We start from the raw sequence: 18642 nt of genomic DNA on the forward strand, positions 1-18642 counted from the left end.
ATGTCAAGGGCTTTGTTAATTTATTAGGAAAAATAATTTTTCATGGAAATTGGAGAAGATATCAATATGTCGACAGCCTCGCTACCATTAGTGACTCGCTACGACTTACATAGCCATACGAATGCTTCGGATGGTGACCTCACTCCAGCAGAGTTAATCGAACGTGCTATTGAAAAAGGGGTTAATATTTTAGCGATCACCGATCACGATACCTGTGAAGGTGTATTTGAGGCTCGTCGCTACCTTACTGAAAATGAAAGGCCAATTGAGTTAGTCAATGGTGTTGAAGTTTCGACACTGTGGGAAAACATTGAAATACATATTGTCGGGTTAAATTTTGCTCCTTCACACCCCGCTATGGCTCAATTGTTGAAAGCACAATCTGAACGTCGTTTCGAGCGTGGTATTGAGATGGGCAGGCGATTACAAAAAGCGGGAATTGATGACGCATGGGAAAATGCGCAACATATTTCTGGTGGTGGGCAGGTAACGCGGGCTCATTTTGCACAGTATATTGTGAAAATAGGTAAAGAAAAAACCATTAATAACGTATTTAAGCGTTATTTATCAAAAGGAAAAATAGGATACGTTCCTGCGAAGTGGTGCTCAATTCAAGATTCTATCGACGCAATCCATGCGGCCGGTGGTATTGCGGTATTAGCTCATCCTGCAAAATATCAATTATCCAATAAATGGTTAAAACGGTTGGTTGCGTATTTTAAACAGTGTGGTGGTGATGCCATGGAAGTTTCTCATTGCCAGCAGCCGCCACATGAAAAACAGTATTTAGCGGAATTAGCTAATAATGCAAATTTACATACATCGGTGGGTTCAGATTTTCATCGGCCTTGTTCTTGGATAGAGCTTGGCCGAAATTTATGGTTACCAAATGAAGATAATGCAGTCTGGACGCTTTGGAATGCGGTAAAAAGCAGCTAATTAATTGATGTATTAATAATGCGGTGTAAAATAATTATTATAAGTGATGATTTATTTCTGAGTAGGTCATCTCATGGAATTAAGAGATAGTAGCATTTATAGGTGTTTTTGCCGGGTGATGCTGTCGATACCCAAAAATTAGAGGTATGTATGAGCCAGTTTTTTTATGTCCATCCGGATAATCCTCAAGCAAGGCTGATTAGCCAGAGTGTTGAAATTCTAAATAAAGGCGGTGTCATTGTTTACCCTACGGATTCAGGATACGCCATTGGATGCCGTTTAGAAGAAAAAGATGCTTTGCAACGTATTTGTCGTATCCGTCAGCTTGATGCTAACCATAATTTCACTTTAATGTGTCGAGATCTCTCTGAGCTATCGAATTACGCGCATGTTGATAACACCGTTTTCCGTTTAATTAAAAATAATACGCCAGGTAATTACACCTTTATTTTACGGGCAACGAAAGAAGTTCCACGGCGTTTAATGAATGAAAAACGTAAAACCATTGGCTTACGTGTGCCATCAAACACGATTGCTCGGGATTTACTCGAAGCTGTTGGTGAACCTTTGATGTCAACCAGTTTGATTATGCCTGGCGATGATTTCACGCAATCAGATCCTGAAGAAATTCGCGATTTACTTGATAAACAAGTCGATTTAGTTATACACGGTGGTTATATCGGGCAAAAACCAACAACTGTGATTGACTTTACTGATGATACACCTGTTGTGGCACGCGTCGGAACAGGGGACCCAACGCCTTTTGAATAAATACAAATACCTAAAAGCCTAAGATTTAGCATGGAATTAAATAAAATCGTATTGAAAGTGCGATATTCAGATAAGTTATAGGGGTTCAGGACAAACCTGTGTATAATGCGCGGGTTTTCAAATTCATTACTTTTTGGTACGGTCACAAGATGACGCGCCAAAAAGATATTTGACGCCTGTGAAGGCGACAGCAGAGGGTTACATGAGCGTAAAACCGCAAAAAACTGAAAAATTACAGAAAATCCTTGCTCGTTCAGGGCATGGTTCTCGTCGAGAAATCGAAACATTCCTGCAAGCGGGTCGTATTAGTGTTGATGGCAAAATTGCGACACTCGGAGACCGTGTTGAAGTCACACCAGCAACAAAAATTCGTTTAGATGGTCGTTTATTAGCTATCAAAGAACCTGAAAAAGAAATTTGCCGTGTAATGGCTTATTACAAGCCAGAAGGTGAATTATGTACACGCCATGATCCAGAAGGGCGCCCAACTGTCTTTAACCGTTTACCTCGCTTAACGGGAGCACGGTGGATTGCTGTTGGTCGCTTAGATGTTAACACCAGCGGTTTATTGTTATTTACGACGGATGGTGAGCTAGCTAATCGTTTAATGCATCCAAGCCGTGAAGTTGAGCGTGAATATGCTGTACGTGTGTTTGGTGAAATCAATGAAGCGAAAATTCGTCAATTAACACAAGGTGTACAGTTGGAAGATGGTCCAGCTTCTTTTAAAACGGTTTCTTACCGTGGCGGAGAAGGGATGAATCAATGGTTTAACGTCACTTTAACTGAAGGGCGTAACCGCGAGGTCCGCCGCCTTTGGGAATCGGTTGGTGTTCAAGTAAGCCGTTTAATCCGTGTGCGTTATGGTGATATTGATTTACCAAAAGGTTTACCACGTGGAGGATGGACGGAACTGGGTTTAGAGCAAACCAATTATCTCCGTGAGCTGGTGGAATTGCCGGTAGAAACTGAAAGCAAAGTTGCCGTTGAGCGTGACCAACGTCGTATTAAAGCAAACCAAATTCGCCGTGCGGTAAAACGCCATACGCAAGTTGCATCACGTCCTGCATCAAAACGTCAATCTTCAAGACCAACGGCGAAACGTCGTACTCGCATCTAGATTAATTGCAATTCTCGAATATTAAAAAAGCTGAGGCTCCACCCTCAGCTTTTTTTGATGTATGGAAGTGATTCTCATCTATCAACGTAATGATTTTATTGAATATAACCTTGTTAATTATAAGAAAATTAATGTTCTAGTTCACATTATTATGAAAGCTATCAATAAGAGATGATATTTATGAGATATTCATCTCATTTTAATGTAATTAAAAGTCTTAGTATGACCCTTCTTGTGGGATGTATCTCACAAAATATTGGGTTGCTACTGATAATAAAGATAAATTTACAGATAAACCTATTACTTACCCAGTTTATCCAGATAAATAAAGAATGGTTTAAGTGGATAAACCTGAATAAGGACAAAACATGAAAAAAATAACACTGACTTTGAGTGCGATTGCATTGGCATTAAGTTTTACAGCAACGTCTCAAGCAAAAATTCCAATGCCAGAAACCGTAAGCCCTGGGGTTACCGTTGTTGAACTAGCTCAACAACAGCCTATTCATTGGGTTTCCATCGAACAAATTAAACAAAGCCTAGAAGGCAAAGCGCCAATGGCTGTTGGGTTTGATATCGATGATACGGTGTTATTTTCGAGTCCAGGTTTTTACCGTGGTAAATTAGAGTTCTCTCCTAACGACTTTAGCTATCTCAAAAACCAACAATTTTGGGAAAAAATGAATAATGAGTGGGACAAATTCAGCATGCCAAAACAAGTGGGTATTGATTTAGTCAAAATGCACTTAGATCGCGGTGATACTGTCTATTTCATCACAGGCCGTACGAAAACAAAAACAGAAACGGTGACTAAATACGTTCAAGAAGGTTTAGCAATACCTGCAGATAAAATGCAACCTGTCATTTTTGCAGGTGATGAACCAGGGCAAAATAATAAAGTGAGTTGGATGCGTGATCACAAATTAACCATCTATTATGGTGATGCTGATGCAGATATCGCAGCAGCTCATGAGTTAGGTATTCGTGGTGTCCGTATTTTACGTGCAGCTAATTCATCTTATCAACCATTACCAAAAGCCGGGCGTTTTGGTGAAGAGGTGGTGATTAATTCAGAATATTAATTCTGTAATTAGCCATAATAAAAAGGCGGTCATTTAGAAATGACCGCCTTTTTTAAGCGTAGGATATTTTAGTTAGTCACAACAGCATCAATAATCACACGATTACCGGAGATGCTTCCTGTCGTTCCACTCGTGACGATAGGGCTGGTGATCTTAGTGGTATTAGTCGAACGTAAAGCCCCATACTGATTATTAACCCGATTTTTGGAATAAATAGTTAGGTTTTCCCAGCAGTCACTTTTCCTGCGTAGTTTTCTAATGTGCCAATATCAAGCTTTTGGTTATTAGCGGCTGTAATTTGCCCATAATTATTATTGAATGTCGCTTTGAGTTTAATGTCAACATCGTTACGTGCAGCAGCGTTATTATTCACATTTGCAGCAATTGAACCATACAAGTTATTTAGAGTATCTCCTTTAACTTTAACAGTACCATTATTAGTTTGTAGACCACCATTTTGGCCTGTAAGACCAAAGATAGTTAGCTAGATACAAGTCGATTAAAAGTACAATAACTGTATAAATATCGAATTATTGCACTTTCTTAGCGGCTAGTTACCAATCAATCCCTTTTTGAGCTTTAATCCCAATATCAAATGCATGTTTCACTGGGCGCATTTCTGTTACTGTATCGGCTAACTCGATTAAATCTCGGTGGCAACCTCTACCCGTGATCACGACAGATTGATTGGTAGGGCGGCTTTGTAATGCTTGAACCACCTCTGCTAATTCGAGGTAATGATAACTCACCATATAGGTGAGCTCATCTAAAATGACTAAATCGTACTGTGGGTCACTTAACAATTGCTTGGCGTACTGCCAAGTTTCCATACAAGCAAGGGTATCGGTCTCTTTATTTTGAGTCTCCCACGTAAACCCTGTTGACATAACATAGAAGGGGACGCCTTGTGGTTCTAGTAGTTCGCGTTCGCCATTATCCCAACCTCCTTTAATAAATTGAACAACAGCGGCTTTTTTACCATGGCCTACTGTACGGCAGACAGTTCCAAATGCGGCTGTGGTTTTGCCTTTCCCATTTCCAGTAAAGACAATAACGATCCCTCGTTCAATTTGTGCGGCTTCAATACGTGCATCTACTTTTTCTTTTAAACGTTGTTGGCGTTCTTCGTGTCGATTTTGAGACATCGTGTTTACTCCGCAGCACCAGGTTTACGTCCGGGTTGAGCATCATAACTACTTCCCGTTTTACGCAGGCTATCATCGCCCATCAAATAGATATAAATAGGCATGATATCAGCAGGGGTTTTTAATTTAAGCGGATTTTCATCAGGAAATGCACTTGCTCGCATTGAGGTTCGAGTGCCGCCTGGGTTAATACAATTTACACGAAGATTAGTCTGCTTATATTCTTCGGCTAGCACTTGCATTAAACCTTCGGTGGCAAATTTTGATACAGCATAGGCGCCCCAACCGGCGCGACCTTGCTTACCTACACTCGAACTGGTGAAAACTAATGAGGCATTAGGTGCTTTGAGTAACAAAGGGAGCAATGCTTGAGTTAGCATAAATGTGGCATTAACATTTATTTGCATAACATCATGCCATAGGTCGCTGGGTTGCTCAGTGATGGGGGCAACGACACCAAGTATTCCGGCATTGTGTAATACGCCATCTAAATAAGGTGTTATTGCGGCAACTTGCGAGGCTAGAGTATAGCAGTCATCAATTGTTGCAGTTAATAAGTCTAATATAAAGCAAGGTGGCTTACTTCCACCTAAAGCGGCTATTTCATCACTAACGGATTGTAATTTATGCTGTGTTCTACCAACAAGGATAAGGGATGCACCATAGCGCGCATAAGTGAGAGCGGCTTCACGGCCAATGCCATCACCTGCACCGGTTACAAGAATCGTTTTACCTTTCAATAGGTCTTGTCTAGGTTGATATTGGAGCATATTCTTTCCTACTATTGTGATTAGCATGTACGGTTATCATCGCACTGATTGTGATAATTGGCTAATCTAACATAGTTATTAACGAAGTTTGTGTGCTAACTCTGTTTTTTTCTGGTTGTTTGCACGTAATCGTGAGATTATTTTTGTATTGAAGATAAACATCAAAAGGATCAGATTGTGGAGTATTTCTCATTGTATGGGCTATTTTTAGCAAAAGTCGTCACTATTTTGGTGGCGGTGGTTTTGCTAGCTGTCTTTGTGTTTGGCGTAGGTATGCGCCGACAAGGGGCTAAAGGTGCTTTAAAAATCACAGATTTAGGTGAAAGTTATCGTGAGCGCCAACGCCAAATGCAACAAATTAAAATGAATGAACCAGAACATAAAGCGTGGTTGAAAGCATTTAAAAAGCAGCAAAAAGCGAAATCAAAAAGTGAGAAAACAGGGGCGAAATTAGGCCAAACAGGGGTTAAAAAACCTTGTTTATATGTCTTAGACTTTAAAGGTAGCATGGATGCCCGTGAAGTTGCCTCTTTACGTGAAGAGATCAGTGCAATTCTTGCTGTTGCCGATCAACAAGATGAAGTTTTGTTAAGACTTGAAAGCCCTGGTGGAATGGTTCATGGTTACGGTTTAGCAGCTTCTCAATTATTAAGAATCAAAGAAAAAAATATCCCACTTACCATTACGGTTGATAAAGTTGCGGCGAGTGGCGGATACATGATGGCATGTATTGCAGATAAAATTATTGCTGCACCATTTGCCATTATTGGTTCGATTGGTGTGGTTGCTCAAATTCCGAATATTCATCGGTTATTAAAAAAACATGATGTTGACGTTGAACTTCATACCGCAGGTGAGTACAAGCGTACATTGACTATGTTAGGTGAGAATACAGAGCAAGGTCGCAAGAAATTTGTTGAAGATTTAAATTCAACGCATGAATTGTTTAAACAATTTGTTCATCAAAACCGCCCATCTTTAGATATTTCTGCAGTTGCAACAGGGGAGTATTGGTATGGTTCGCAGGCAATTGAAAAAGGGCTTGTGGATAAAATTGGCGTAAGTGATGATTTTATTATTAATGCAATTGATACTAAGGAAATAGTTAGTATTCGTTATGTGTTAAGTAAAAAAATGATGGATAAGTTTATGGGAAGCGCGGCAAAGAGCGTGGATAACTTATTATTGCGCTGGTGGCAACGCGGGCAAAAACCACTCTTGTAATTTTAAATTTCGCCTAGCGAATAAGCGTTTTTAAATCTACTATTAATTTACCGGCGTTAAAGCCGGTAAATTTTATACAAAAAGCAAACGTGTTAATTAGTTATTATCACTTAATTGGTATTGTTCTGACAGTACATGAGCGAGATGTTTGTACATATTAAAAGCAGCTGTACTTTTTAAAGTAGGAATATTGTTCTCATCTAAGAAGAATTCTCCTTTAAATACCAATGTACCCCGATGCTGCTCAACGGTGTCAACAAACATACCATGAATATAATCATCATGTTTCTTTATGATATCATTAGCTTTTTCAAGTAACTCTTTTTTTGTGATGAACGGTAAATTATCTTGCATAACTTGGCTTCCTTGAAAAAATAATTGGTTGCTTCTAGCATTTTATCAGGTAGAGTGTGTGGTTTTCAATTGTGACTAAACATCTTTATGTGGTTAAAATCAGTCAACTAGAAGACACTTTGTGCTTTTTAGAATAACGTGATTGAGTTTATAAGTTTTGTTTCAACACAAATAATTGTTTAAAAATATATTGATATATTGTGATTGTGTCGCAATATAAAAAAAAGATTCTCATTTTGCGCATTTTAATGTAGAAATGCGCCATTGTTGATATTTAGGTAAAGGTAAATATGGGTAAAGCTCTTGTTATAGTGGAGTCCCCGGCAAAGGCCAAAACGATTAATAAGTATCTTGGCAGTGGCTACGTTGTAAAAAGCAGCGTTGGCCACATTCGTGATCTGCCGAAAAGCGGCTCTGGTTCACAAACCGGCTCACAAAAGAGTACAGGCTCATCTACCGACAAAACAAAGAAAGTAAAAAAAGATCCGCGTGATGCGTTAGTTAAGCGCATGGGGATCGACCCTTATCATGGTTGGAAAGCGAATTATCAAATTCTACCGGGTAAAGAAAAAGTGGTTTCTGAACTTAAATCACTGGCGGAGGATGCTGAACACATCTACCTCGCAACGGACTTGGACCGCGAAGGGGAAGCTATTGCGTGGCATTTACGCGAAGTGATAGGTGGAGACGATTCTCGTTTTAGTCGTGTTGTATTTAATGAGATCACCAAAAATGCGATCACTCAGGCATTTGACAGCCCTGGGGAATTAAACATAGATAGAGTTAACGCACAACAAGCGCGTCGTTTTATGGACCGAGTTGTGGGTTATATGGTTTCTCCGCTGCTATGGAAAAAAGTAGCTCGTGGCTTATCGGCTGGCCGTGTTCAGTCAGTTGCAGTGAAACTCATTGTTGAACGTGAGCGGGAAATTAAAGCTTTCGTCCCTGAAGAATATTGGGAACTGCATGCCGATTTAGCTGATAAAGATATCGCTAACTTGCGTATGGAAGTCACTTCACAAGGTGGTAAGGCATTTAAGCCAGTCAATAAAGCGCAAACAGAGGCAGCAGTTAAGCTGCTTGAAAAAGCCCGTTTTGCAGTTGTTGACCGTGAAGATAGGCCGACATCAAGTAAGCCGAGCGCACCGTATATCACGTCAACGTTGCAACAAGCCGCCAGTACTCGTTTAGGTTTTGGCGTGAAAAAAACCATGATGATGGCTCAGCGTCTTTATGAAGCAGGGTATATCACTTATATGCGTACTGACTCAACAAACTTGAGCCAAGATGCATTGGATATGGTTCGTGGCTATATTAATGATAATTTTGGCGCTAAATATCTGCCAAAAGATGCGAATGTTTATAGCAGTAAAGATAATTCGCAAGAGGCGCACGAAGCCATTCGTCCTTCTAGTGTCGATGTTTTACCTGAGTCACTAAAAGACATGGAGAACGATGCGAAAAGGTTGTATCAATTAATTTGGAATCAGTTTGTGGCCTGTCAAATGACGCCAGCAAAATATGATTCAACAACCTTGACAGTCAAAGCAGGTGATTTTGAACTAAAAGCCAAAGGGCGTACTTTACGTTTCGATGGTTGGACGAAAGTCATGCCTGCACTGCGTAAAAATGATGAAGATAAAACATTGCCACCAATACAAGTTGGTGCGGAGTTATCTTTAATTGAGCTATTACCTAGCCAGCACTTTACTAAGCCACCAGCTCGCTTTAGTGAAGCATCTTTAGTTAAAGAGCTCGAAAAACGTGGTATTGGTCGTCCTTCTACGTATGCAGCGATTATTTCGACGATCCAAGACAGAGGTTATGTCAAAGTTGAAAATCGTCGTTTTTATGCAGAGAAAATGGGTGAGATTGTAACGGATCGTTTAGAGGAAAACTTTAACGACCTGATGAACTACGATTTTACTGCGCGTATGGAAGACCAACTGGACCATGTTGCAAACCATGATGCTGAGTGGAAAGCCGTATTAGATGAATTCTTCTCTGACTTTAGTAAGCAGCTAGATGTTGCTGAAAAAGAACCAGAGGAAGGAGGAATGCGCACTAACCCAATGGTGATCACCTCAATCATTTGCCCTGATTGTGAACGTCATATGGGTATCCGTACTGCATCAACCGGAGTATTTTTAGGTTGTTCTGGTTACGCACTACCACCAAAAGAACGTTGTAAGAAAACAATAAACCTTATCCCTGAAGACGAAGTCTTGAATGTGCTTGAAGGGGATGATGCGGAAACTAATGCGTTAAGAGCAAAACGTCGCTGTCCAAAATGTGGTACCGCGATGGACAGCTATTTGATTGATAATAGCCGTAAATTACATGTATGTGGTAATAACCCTGCATGTGAAGGTTATGAAATCGAAGAAGGCGAATTTCGTATTAAAGGTTATGATGGCCCAGTCATTGAATGTGACAAATGTGGGTCAGAAATGCACCTGAAAATGGGTCGTTTTGGTAAGTACATGGGTTGTACTAACGAAGAGTGTAAAAATACACGTAAAATCTTACGAAGTGGCGAAGTCGCACCACCGAAAGAAGACCCGGTTCCATTACCGGAACTTCCATGTGAAAAATCTGATGCGTATTTTGTGTTACGTGATGGTGCTGCTGGGGTTTTCCTTGCAGCAAATACATTCCCAAAATCACGAGAAACGCGTGCACCATTAGTTGCAGAATTACAGCGCTTTAAAGATCGTTTACCTGAGAAACTCGCTTATTTGGCGGAAGCACCAGCTGAAGATGGCGAAGGTAACCCAACTGTCGTCCGTTTTAGTCGCAAAACGAAGCAGCAATATGTTTCTTCAGAAAAAAATGGTAAAGCAACGGGTTGGAGTGCGTTCTACGTTGACGGTAAATGGGAAGTGAAAGAGAAATAATAGTTCTCTTTTATTTTCAAGCAAAAAAGCCAATCATTTAATTTGATTGGCTTTTTTATTTACTAGTAAAATACGCTGTAATGAAATAAGTTGACTTAGTATGAGTTACCTTACATTATGTTCTGATAGTATTATCTTTGTTTTTATAGTGAATTGATTTAATAGAGGTTATAAAAATGGGTCACGCATTACAAAAGCCTAATCGCTTATTGATACCTGCTCGTGACAAAAGTAAAATTGCTGCGCCTAAACCAGCAATTAGCGAGCAATGTTCACATGAAGTCCAAGTCAAAAATGCTTTTGATTTTGGTTTCATTCGCTATGAAAAAGCAATGGAAAAACTTGCTAAGGTATAGTGAGAGTGATACGCATCCAAGGGGAGTTTGTTGAAGGTATTAATTATTTATCTGTTGATGATTTGGTAAATATTAATAGGGTATTGATAGAACGACAAACTCCTAATGAGCCTATAGAAATCCTCAATTTTAATAATCTCAATTCCTCCCAGTCTAGACCCAGCCAAGTTAGGTACTATCAACAGACTGATGATATGTTTGTTTTATCTTCTGTGTTAATTGAAAGTCTTATCCAAAACCATTCTTTTGCAAATGCGAATAAACGGACAGCAATGATGGCAGGTTATATTTTTTTATTATTAAATGGGTATGAATTAACCGCACCAGAAGATGATATTGTAAACATGGCTTTGGGTTTAGCGATAAAAGATTATTCACTTGAAGATCTTGAAAATTGGCTATGTTATTGGTCGAGAGAGTTTGATTCAAGGCAACTGTGTCAACCCAACGGACTTGTCAATTTCATATCAATGCCTATCGGTGAATAACCCGCTGTTATATTGTCATTTCCTTTATTTCTTATCGCTCACTGTGATATAGCCGCCAATTTTTAACTAAACTCAAATGTAGCACCAAAGTGATAACTAATTTGTGTTAACTTAAGATAGAGTCTTTGTAGTTATCAATAGATAGTAATAGTTCTTACCTTTTTGAAATCTTTAGGTAAGTCGATGGAATGATAGATAAAAGTTATCCACCGGAGGCAAAATGAAGTTAAAAATGTGTTTACTGGCTGCATTATTGACAGCGGGGACAGCATACGCTGCTCAATCTACTGTTGTACTAAAAGAAGCAACCCCAACAGGTGATGGTAAAGCAATAGGTGAGGTTGTTATCTCAGAAACAGAATATGGATTACTATTTACGCCAAAATTAACGGGCCTACAAGCAGGCATTCATGGGTTTCATATTCATGAGAACCCAAGTTGCGAACCCGCAGAGAAAGATGGCAAATCGGTACCTGCATTAAAAGCAGGTGGCCATTTAGACCCCGCTAAAACAGGTGTCCACAAAGGCCCTTATGATAACACAGGGCATTTAGGTGATTTACCCGGCTTAGTTGCTGATAGCCAAGGTAATGCTGATTACGCGGTACTAGCACCACGATTAAAATCACTCAAAGATGTTCAAGACCGTGCATTGATGGTGCATGTGGGTGGTGATAACTATTCTGATAATCCAGAAGCGTTAGGCGGTGGTGGGGCTAGAATGGCCTGCGGCGTCATCAAATAATACGCGTCATATTTCAAGCTGTGGCGTTGTTAGCTGCGCTTGCTAACCCTAGTCACATACTTATGTATGCTCCTAGGGCTTAGCGTCTCTTGCTGCCTAGCCACAACTTGAACTATTTAGCGTATTGTATTGATTAGAAAGTGATTTAAACAGCAGTGTTGTTAGCTGGGTTTACTAATTTTAATCATATACTGATGTATGCTCCTAGGGCTTAGCGTCTCTTGCTGCCTAGCCACAACCTGAACTATTTAGCGTATTGGATTGATTTGAAAACAATTTAATTTTGCTAGTCATAAAAAGAAGGCTCAAGTTAAATCTCGAGCCTTCTTTTTTCATTGATAAATTACCAAATACGAATACGTTGCTCTGGTGCCAAATATAGTGTGTTATTTTTATCAACACCAAATGTTTGGTACCAGTCATCAATATTGCGTACTACGCCATTAGCACGGAATTGGTTAGGGCTATGAGGGTCTGTCATAATCTTATTACGTTCAGATTCTTTATTTGATAGTTCTTGCCAAGTACGAGCCCAAGCAACGAAGAAACGTTGTAACCCAGTTGTTCCGTCAATAATTGGGGGCTCACCATTTGGATAATTTTCTTTGGCAAATTGTTTATAAGCACTCAAAGCGATATTTAACCCACCGAGATCGCCAATGTTTTCACCTAATGTAAGCTCGCCATTCACATTTAAACCATCAACAGCAAATGCATTATACTGTTCAACAAGCTTGGCTGTTTTCTCTTTAAAGTGAGTTTTGGCACTCTCACTCCACCAGTTACGTAATTGCCCCGTACCATCATATAAACTGCCTTGGTCATCAAAACCATGCCCCATCTCGTGACCAATTACAGCGCCAATTGCACCATAGTTATAGGCTGGGTCAACATTAGGATCAAAGAAAGGTGCTTGTAAAATTGCCGCTGGGAACACAATTTCGTTTTGAACAGGGTTGAAATAAGCATTGACTGTTTGTGGCGTCATGCCCCATTCCCATTGACGGACAGGTTGGCCAATTTTGCCAATCATATCATCATATGACCAGGCTAAAACTTGTTTATAATTCTCTAATAATGAGTCAGGCTTGAGGTTAATTGTGCTGAAGTCATTCCATTGATCTGGATATCCCACTTTAACAGTGAATTGCTCTAATTTTTTAAGGGCTTCTTGGCGAGTTGGCTCATCCATCCAGTCATTGACTTTTAGGCGTGAATTAAATGTGCCCCTCACATAGCTGACCAAGTCTTTAATTTTTTCTTTAGCTTGCGGGTCGAAGTATTGTTCGACATAAATTTGCCCTAATGGCTCACCTTGGAGTGAATTAACAGTCTGCAATGCACGTTCTTGGCGAGTGCGTTGTTTTTCAATTCCATTGAGTTTTTTCGAATAAAAATCAAATTGAGCATCCGCGATAGTTTGGTTTAAATAACGTGCGTGTTCACTAATATATTGGAAGGTTAGATAATCTTTTAGTGTCGAAACCGGGGTATCAGCAAAAATTTTTGCGGTTTGTTCCACCGCGCTATCTGTTTCAACGATGATTTTCTCAAGTTGTTTATCTGTTAGTTTACGACTGCTAATAAAACTAGTCCAATCAAAACCTTGAGTATAATTTTTCATTTCAGCTAGGGACATCGCATGGTAATTTTTGATAGTGTCACGGCGTGCTTCTGGACTCCAATGCACCGTTGCAATCGCTTTTTCCAAATCAAAAATTTTCTGTGCTTTTGGTTGTACATCTTTTTCACCCGCCAGTTCTAGCATGGTAGCGATATAAGCGATATAACTTTTTCGAATATCTTCCATTTGAGGGGTGTCATCGAGGTAATAAGTACGGTTCGGCAGCCCTAAACCGCCTTGACCGATATAAAGCACATAGGTATCAGGTGCTTTGGCATCTAAATCTACCCAATAAGAAATCAGCGATTTATAGTCAGGCTGTGTCATTAACTGGCTAATATCATGATGATTTTTAGCTTTTGCAATGGCATCTAAATCGGATTTTATTGGGCTAATACCAGCTTGCTCGATAGCTTCTTCATTCAGGTAGCTGAGATATAAATTTCGAATATTTCGTTGGTTATGCGTGAGCTTGTTTTCAGGGAGCTGTTGTAGTTGGTCAATAATAGATTGAATGTGTTTTTCTGTGTTTAAGTATAATTCCACGAAAGAGTTAATACGTGGCATACCGGTGGGGATTTGCGCTTTATTTATCCAATCTTCATTAACATAACGGTAAAAATCATTTCCGGGTTCAATCGTATCAGACAAAACAATTTTTTGTTGTCCATAAGCCACTTCTTTCGCCAAGAGCGCAGGGGCAAAAGAAATCGTCGACATACCAATAATTAAAGCCAAAACATTTAAACGCATGTAACCACCTCTCTTCGTTGAGAATTATGATATCCACTTTAATACGTTAAATTTTACAGTGAGGATCCTGCAAAATTCATTTTACTTATTGAACCACATAATGAAATAAAGTTAATCCGTCTTTGCACTATCTTACGGCCTTTCATCAGTGTAGTGGCATTTAGATGAAATTTTATCATCATACTGTTTATTCTTCTGTGAATGATGTTATATTGGTTATATCAAATTATTCAATTATAACTTTTAGTTATATTTAATATTCTTTAGCTATAGATGCAAAAGCACATTATTCATGTATGAGGTAGACTGAAATATGAAATTGCAGCAATTACGTTATATTGTTGAAGTGGTTAACCATGACTTGAATGTCTCCTCAACCGCTGAGGGGCTTTTTACGTCACAGCCCGGTATCAGTAAACAAGTGCGGATGCTTGAAGATGAGCTTGGGATCCAAATTTTTGCACGTAGTGGTAAACATTTAACGCATGTCACCCCTGCAGGGGAAGAAGTCGTGCGGATCTCCCGAGAAGTACTATCAAAAATAGAAGCGATCCGTTCGGTTGCTGGGGAGCACACTTATCCCGATCGGGGAAGTTTAAGTATTGCGACGACACATACACAAGCTCGTTATGCTTTACCTCCAACAATCAAAGGTTTTATTGAGCGTTACCCACATGTTTCATTGCACATGCAGCAAGGGTCTCCAACGCAAATAGCTGAAGAAGTTTGCAAAGGAAATAGCGATTTTGCGATAGCAACAGAAGCACTGCACCTGTATAACGATTTGATTATGTTGCCATGCTACCATTGGAACCGCTGTGTCGTTGTGCAAAAAGACCATCCGCTAGCGACGAAAAAAAATGTCACTATTGAAGATATCGCGGAATATCAAATTGTAACGTATACCCATGGGTTTACTGGACGTTCAGAATTAGATGTGGCATTTCAGAAAATTGGTCTTGAGCCCAAAATTATTTTTACCGCAACCGATGCCGACGTGATCAAAACCTATGTTAGATTAGGGTTAGGGATCGGTATCATTGCGAGTATGGCAGTTGACCCGGTGAGTGATAGTGATTTAGTTGTAATTGATATGCGTGATAAGTTCAGCTATAGCACAACGAAGATTGGTTTTAAACGCACCAGTTTCTTACGTAGCTATATGTACGATTTTATGTGGCGCTTCGCACCGCATCTAACTCGTGATGTGGTCGATAAGGCGGTTGCTATTCGTAATAATGAAGAGATTGAAGAATTTTTTAAAGATATGAAATTGCCTATCATCTAATTTCTTTATATTTCTGTACTAACCAATAATAACCCTAGTGACTGTATTTCTAGGGTTTTTATGGTCAATACCTAGCCGGTGTACCAAGCTATTTTCTGACTTATTTCCCTTCTTATCTTAAATTTCCTATTATTAATAGAGAAACATTCAATATTTGGCACAAAATCTATAAATCAAATTTCTAGAGCAACTATGATTACAATTGGTTAACAAAAAATAATGGCGGTAAATACATATATTGCCATAGCCATAAAAACCAAGGAGGAGTTATGTCGTTGAGTCTAAAAACAACGAGTGCCTCGACACTCAATGTTGGAAACAAGCAGTATAATTACTTCAGTTTAGCGCTAGCTGAAAAAAAGCTCGGTGATGGGACGAAGTTACCTAAGTCATTAAAAGTCTTACTCGAAAACCTATTACGTCATATTGATGGTAGCTCAGTTGTTGAACAAGATTTACAAGCCATTATTGACTGGCAAAAAAATGCACATGCAGATAGGGAAATTGCGTATCGTCCCGCGCGTGTGCTTATGCAAGATTTTACCGGAGTTCCTGCTGTTGTTGACCTGGCCGCGATGCGTGAAGCGGTTAAATCATTAGGTGGCAATGTTGAGCAAGTGAATCCGTTATCCCCCGTAGATTTGGTCATTGACCACTCGGTAATGGTGGATGAGTTTGCCACCCAATCCGCCTTTGGCGATAACGTTGAAATTGAAATGGCGCGTAACCATGAGCGTTATTTATTTTTACGTTGGGGGCAAAAAGCGTTTAACCGTTTTCAAGTGGTACCACCTGGTACAGGTATTTGTCACCAAGTTAATTTAGAATACCTTGGTAAGGCGGTATGGTATGAAGAAATTGACGGTAAATTATATGCTTATCCAGATACTTTAGTGGGCACGGACTCCCATACGACGATGATCAATGGGTTAGGCGTATTAGGTTGGGGTGTTGGTGGTATTGAAGCTGAAGCCGCGATGTTAGGCCAACCTGTATCGATGCTAATTCCTGACGTTGTTGGTTTTAAATTAACGGGTAAATTATCCGAAGGGATCACAGCAACTGACCTTGTGTTGACAGTGACACAAATGCTACGTCAACATGGTGTCGTGGGTAAGTTTGTTGAATTCTATGGTGATGGCTTGGCCGATTTACCATTAGCAGACCGCGCAACAATTGCGAATATGTCCCCTGAATATGGTGCAACGTGTGGCTTTTTCCCGGTTGATGAAGTAACACTGTCTTATATGCGTTTAACTGGGCGCAGTGATGATGAAATTGCGCTGGTGGAAGCTTATAGTAAAGAGCAGGGTTTATGGCGTTATGCGGGCGATGAACCGATTTTTACCAGCACACTTGAGTTAGACATGTCGACAGTCGAATCCAGTTTAGCCGGGCCTAAACGTCCACAAGACAGAGTCGAACTTAGCCAAGTACCAAAAGCATTTCGTGGCGCAGTCGAATTAGAAGTCAATAAGAAAATCCAATCGAGCTATCCTTCGGTTAAATATCAAAATAAAACCTTTGAATTAACCGATGGCGCGGTCGTTATTGCAGCAATTACCTCTTGTACAAACACGTCGAACCCAAGTGTATTAATGGCGGCAGGGCTATTAGCGAAGAAAGCCGTTGAAAAAGGGTTAGTTCGCCAACCGTGGGTTAAATCATCATTAGCACCGGGTTCTAAAGTGGTTACTGATTATCTTGCCGTTGCAGGTTTAACACCGTATTTAGATAAGCTTGGGTTTAACCTTGTCGGGTATGGATGCACAACGTGTATTGGTAACTCAGGGCCATTACCAGAACCAATAGAAGAAGCGATTAAACAAACGGATCTTACTGTTGGTGCCGTGCTGTCAGGAAACCGTAACTTTGAAGGGCGAATTCACCCACTGGTGAAAACTAACTGGTTAGCCTCTCCGCCGCTTGTTGTTGCCTATGCACTGGCGGGTAATATGAATATCAACTTGAAAACTGACCCTATCGGGGTTGATAAATCGGGTAATGATGTTTATTTGAAAGATATTTGGCCATCAAGTGCTGAAATTGCGCAAGCTGTACAGCAAGTTAAAACAGATATGTTCCGTAAGGAATATAACGCGGTCTTTGAAGGTGATGATGCTTGGAGAGCATTAAAAGTTGAAAGCTCTTCAACTTATCACTGGCAAGCAGACTCGACCTATATCCGCCATCTACCTTTCTTTGAAGGAATGCAATCTCAGCCAGTACCTGTTAAAGATATTCATGGCGCAAATATTTTAGCGATCCTCGGTGACTCGGTCACCACTGACCATATTTCTCCCGCGGGGAATATCAAAAAAGAGAGCCCAGCAGGGCGGTATCTGCAAGAACACGGTGTTGCTGTCGCAGATTTCAACTCTTATGGTTCGCGTCGTGGTAACCATGAAGTGATGATGCGCGGTACATTTGCAAATATTCGTATTCGTAATGAAATGGTGCCAGGTGTAGAGGGCGGTTATACCTTACATATACCGACAGGCAAACAAATGGCGATTTATGATGCAGCGATGCTGTATCAACAAGAAAATCGCCCATTGGCTATCATTGCGGGTAAAGAATATGGTTCAGGTTCTAGCCGAGATTGGGCTGCGAAAGGTACAAATTTATTAGGTGTGAGAGTCGTCATTACTGAGTCATATGAGCGTATCCACCGTTCCAATTTGATTGGTATGGGGGTTATACCTTTAGAGTTTAAAGATGGGGTATCCCGTAAGACACTCAATTTAAAAGGTGATGAACGCATTGATGTCACGGGGTTACAGTCAATTACTCCTGGACAAGATATCACAGTGAAAATCACGTATGGCAATGGTGATATAAAGGAAGTTATAACACGCTGTCGTATTGATACTGCAACGGAGATGGATTATTACCGTCATGGTGGTATCTTACATTATGTTATAAGACAGATGCTGCATTAATCATTCAATTGTGTTACTGAAACGCCTGTAAGATTGTTATCCTACGGGCGTTTTTATTTTTTAATATTTAATCTTATTTATCAATTTTGTTTTTTCTCAATATTTTTGATAGCAATCTACGTTATGGTGTTAAATAGACGGTAG

The 18642-nt window shown here is 40.0% G+C and carries 16 protein-coding genes; 11 read left to right on the forward strand and 5 right to left on the reverse strand.

Going from position 1 to position 18642, the window contains the following annotated elements:
• Positions 1–42 precede the first annotated feature (42 nt).
• The 4 genes from rnm (at position 43) to aphA (ending at position 3912) form a co-directional block, all read left to right on the forward strand.
• On the forward strand, positions 43–939 hold the full coding sequence (gene rnm / locus PSE72_RS01405) for an RNase RNM (protein WP_272690868.1): 897 nt from the start codon (positions 43–45) through the stop codon (positions 937–939).
• Between the two features lie 150 nt (positions 940–1089).
• Entirely contained in the window at positions 1090–1710 is a 621-nt protein-coding gene (locus PSE72_RS01410) for an L-threonylcarbamoyladenylate synthase (RefSeq protein ID WP_115168281.1), read from the forward strand.
• Between the two features lie 202 nt (positions 1711–1912).
• Complete coding sequence (gene rluB, locus PSE72_RS01415; RefSeq protein WP_004911066.1) at positions 1913–2830, forward strand: 23S rRNA pseudouridine(2605) synthase RluB; 918 nt, start codon at positions 1913–1915, stop codon at positions 2828–2830.
• 368 nt (positions 2831–3198) lie between these two features.
• Positions 3199–3912, forward strand: coding sequence for an acid phosphatase AphA (gene aphA, locus PSE72_RS01420; protein WP_004911059.1), 714 nt, complete (start codon positions 3199–3201; stop codon positions 3910–3912).
• A gap of 217 nt (positions 3913–4129) precedes the next feature.
• Here aphA and PSE72_RS01425 read toward each other — a convergent pair whose 3' ends face one another.
• From PSE72_RS01425 to PSE72_RS01435, 3 genes are all read right to left on the reverse strand, one after another.
• Positions 4130–4309, reverse strand: a complete 180-nt coding sequence (locus PSE72_RS01425) for a hypothetical protein (RefSeq protein WP_115167206.1) — start codon at positions 4307–4309, stop codon at positions 4130–4132.
• Positions 4310–4466: 157 nt separating this feature from the next.
• Entirely contained in the window at positions 4467–5057 is a 591-nt protein-coding gene (gene cobO / locus PSE72_RS01430) for a cob(I)yrinic acid a,c-diamide adenosyltransferase (protein WP_004911054.1), read from the reverse strand.
• A 5-nt stretch (positions 5058–5062) separates the two neighbouring features.
• Positions 5063–5827, reverse strand: a complete 765-nt coding sequence (locus tag PSE72_RS01435) for a YciK family oxidoreductase (protein ID WP_109912273.1) — start codon at positions 5825–5827, stop codon at positions 5063–5065.
• A 177-nt stretch (positions 5828–6004) separates the two neighbouring features.
• Between PSE72_RS01435 and sohB the strand changes: the two genes are divergently transcribed.
• Entirely contained in the window at positions 6005–7051 is a 1047-nt protein-coding gene (gene sohB / locus PSE72_RS01440; protein WP_115167207.1) for a protease SohB, read from the forward strand.
• A gap of 96 nt (positions 7052–7147) precedes the next feature.
• On the opposite strand, the gene PSE72_RS01445 is transcribed toward sohB, so the two are convergent.
• A complete protein-coding gene (locus PSE72_RS01445; RefSeq protein WP_094960535.1) occupies positions 7148–7405 on the reverse strand; it encodes a DUF2498 family protein in 258 nt (85 codons plus the stop codon).
• A gap of 290 nt (positions 7406–7695) precedes the next feature.
• On the opposite strand from PSE72_RS01445, the gene topA reads away from it, so the two are divergent.
• The 4 genes from topA to sodC all read left to right on the forward strand — a co-directional run bounded on the left by topA (position 7696) and on the right by sodC (position 11891).
• The gene (gene topA / locus PSE72_RS01450) at positions 7696–10302 is read left to right on the forward strand and encodes a type I DNA topoisomerase (RefSeq protein ID WP_115167208.1); all 2607 of its coding nucleotides are present in this window, start codon (positions 7696–7698) and stop codon (positions 10300–10302) included.
• A gap of 176 nt (positions 10303–10478) precedes the next feature.
• Positions 10479–10658, forward strand: coding sequence for a hypothetical protein (locus PSE72_RS01455; protein WP_198641116.1), 180 nt, complete (start codon positions 10479–10481; stop codon positions 10656–10658).
• 5 nt (positions 10659–10663) lie between these two features.
• A complete protein-coding gene (locus PSE72_RS01460; RefSeq protein WP_413980839.1) occupies positions 10664–11146 on the forward strand; it encodes a type II toxin-antitoxin system death-on-curing family toxin in 483 nt (160 codons plus the stop codon).
• Positions 11147–11366: 220 nt separating this feature from the next.
• Entirely contained in the window at positions 11367–11891 is a 525-nt protein-coding gene (gene sodC, locus PSE72_RS01465; RefSeq protein WP_042851597.1) for a superoxide dismutase family protein, read from the forward strand.
• Between the two features lie 343 nt (positions 11892–12234).
• Here the strand turns inward: sodC and PSE72_RS01470 are convergent, their stop codons facing one another.
• The gene (locus PSE72_RS01470) at positions 12235–14268 is read right to left on the reverse strand and encodes a M13 family metallopeptidase (RefSeq protein ID WP_115167210.1); all 2034 of its coding nucleotides are present in this window, start codon (positions 14266–14268) and stop codon (positions 12235–12237) included.
• Between the two features lie 313 nt (positions 14269–14581).
• On the opposite strand from PSE72_RS01470, the gene cysB reads away from it, so the two are divergent.
• Positions 14582–15556 (forward strand): HTH-type transcriptional regulator CysB, encoded by a 975-nt coding sequence (cysB, locus tag PSE72_RS01475; protein ID WP_004911040.1) that lies wholly within the window; start codon positions 14582–14584, stop codon positions 15554–15556.
• 269 nt (positions 15557–15825) lie between these two features.
• Complete coding sequence (gene acnA, locus PSE72_RS01480) at positions 15826–18498, forward strand: aconitate hydratase AcnA (RefSeq protein ID WP_272690869.1); 2673 nt, start codon at positions 15826–15828, stop codon at positions 18496–18498.
• Positions 18499–18642 lie beyond the last annotated feature (144 nt).

This window comes from Providencia sp. PROV116 (assembly GCF_028482485.1).
In the GTDB taxonomy this organism is placed as follows: Bacteria; Pseudomonadota; Gammaproteobacteria; order Enterobacterales; family Enterobacteriaceae; genus Providencia; species Providencia rettgeri.

What these genes read in the sequence shown, in the direction of transcription:
- PSE72_RS01470 (WP_115167210.1), bottom strand. Translation starts at nt 14,268, where the DNA reads ATGCGTTTAAATGTTTTGGCTTTAATTATTGGTATGTCGACGATTTCT.
- sodC (WP_042851597.1), top strand. Translation starts at nt 11,367, where the DNA reads ATGAAGTTAAAAATGTGTTTACTGGCTGCATTATTGACAGCGGGGACA.
- PSE72_RS01455 (WP_198641116.1), top strand. Translation starts at nt 10,479, where the DNA reads ATGGGTCACGCATTACAAAAGCCTAATCGCTTATTGATACCTGCTCGT.
- PSE72_RS01435 (WP_109912273.1), bottom strand. Translation starts at nt 5,827, where the DNA reads ATGCTCCAATATCAACCTAGACAAGACCTATTGAAAGGTAAAACGATT.
- acnA (WP_272690869.1), top strand. Translation starts at nt 15,826, where the DNA reads ATGTCGTTGAGTCTAAAAACAACGAGTGCCTCGACACTCAATGTTGGA.
- cysB (WP_004911040.1), top strand. Translation starts at nt 14,582, where the DNA reads ATGAAATTGCAGCAATTACGTTATATTGTTGAAGTGGTTAACCATGAC.
- rluB (WP_004911066.1), top strand. Translation starts at nt 1,913, where the DNA reads ATGAGCGTAAAACCGCAAAAAACTGAAAAATTACAGAAAATCCTTGCT.
- topA (WP_115167208.1), top strand. Translation starts at nt 7,696, where the DNA reads ATGGGTAAAGCTCTTGTTATAGTGGAGTCCCCGGCAAAGGCCAAAACG.
- rnm (WP_272690868.1), top strand. Translation starts at nt 43, where the DNA reads ATGGAAATTGGAGAAGATATCAATATGTCGACAGCCTCGCTACCATTA.
- cobO (WP_004911054.1), bottom strand. Translation starts at nt 5,057, where the DNA reads ATGTCTCAAAATCGACACGAAGAACGCCAACAACGTTTAAAAGAAAAA.
- PSE72_RS01410 (WP_115168281.1), top strand. Translation starts at nt 1,090, where the DNA reads ATGAGCCAGTTTTTTTATGTCCATCCGGATAATCCTCAAGCAAGGCTG.
- aphA (WP_004911059.1), top strand. Translation starts at nt 3,199, where the DNA reads ATGAAAAAAATAACACTGACTTTGAGTGCGATTGCATTGGCATTAAGT.
- PSE72_RS01445 (WP_094960535.1), bottom strand. Translation starts at nt 7,405, where the DNA reads ATGCAAGATAATTTACCGTTCATCACAAAAAAAGAGTTACTTGAAAAA.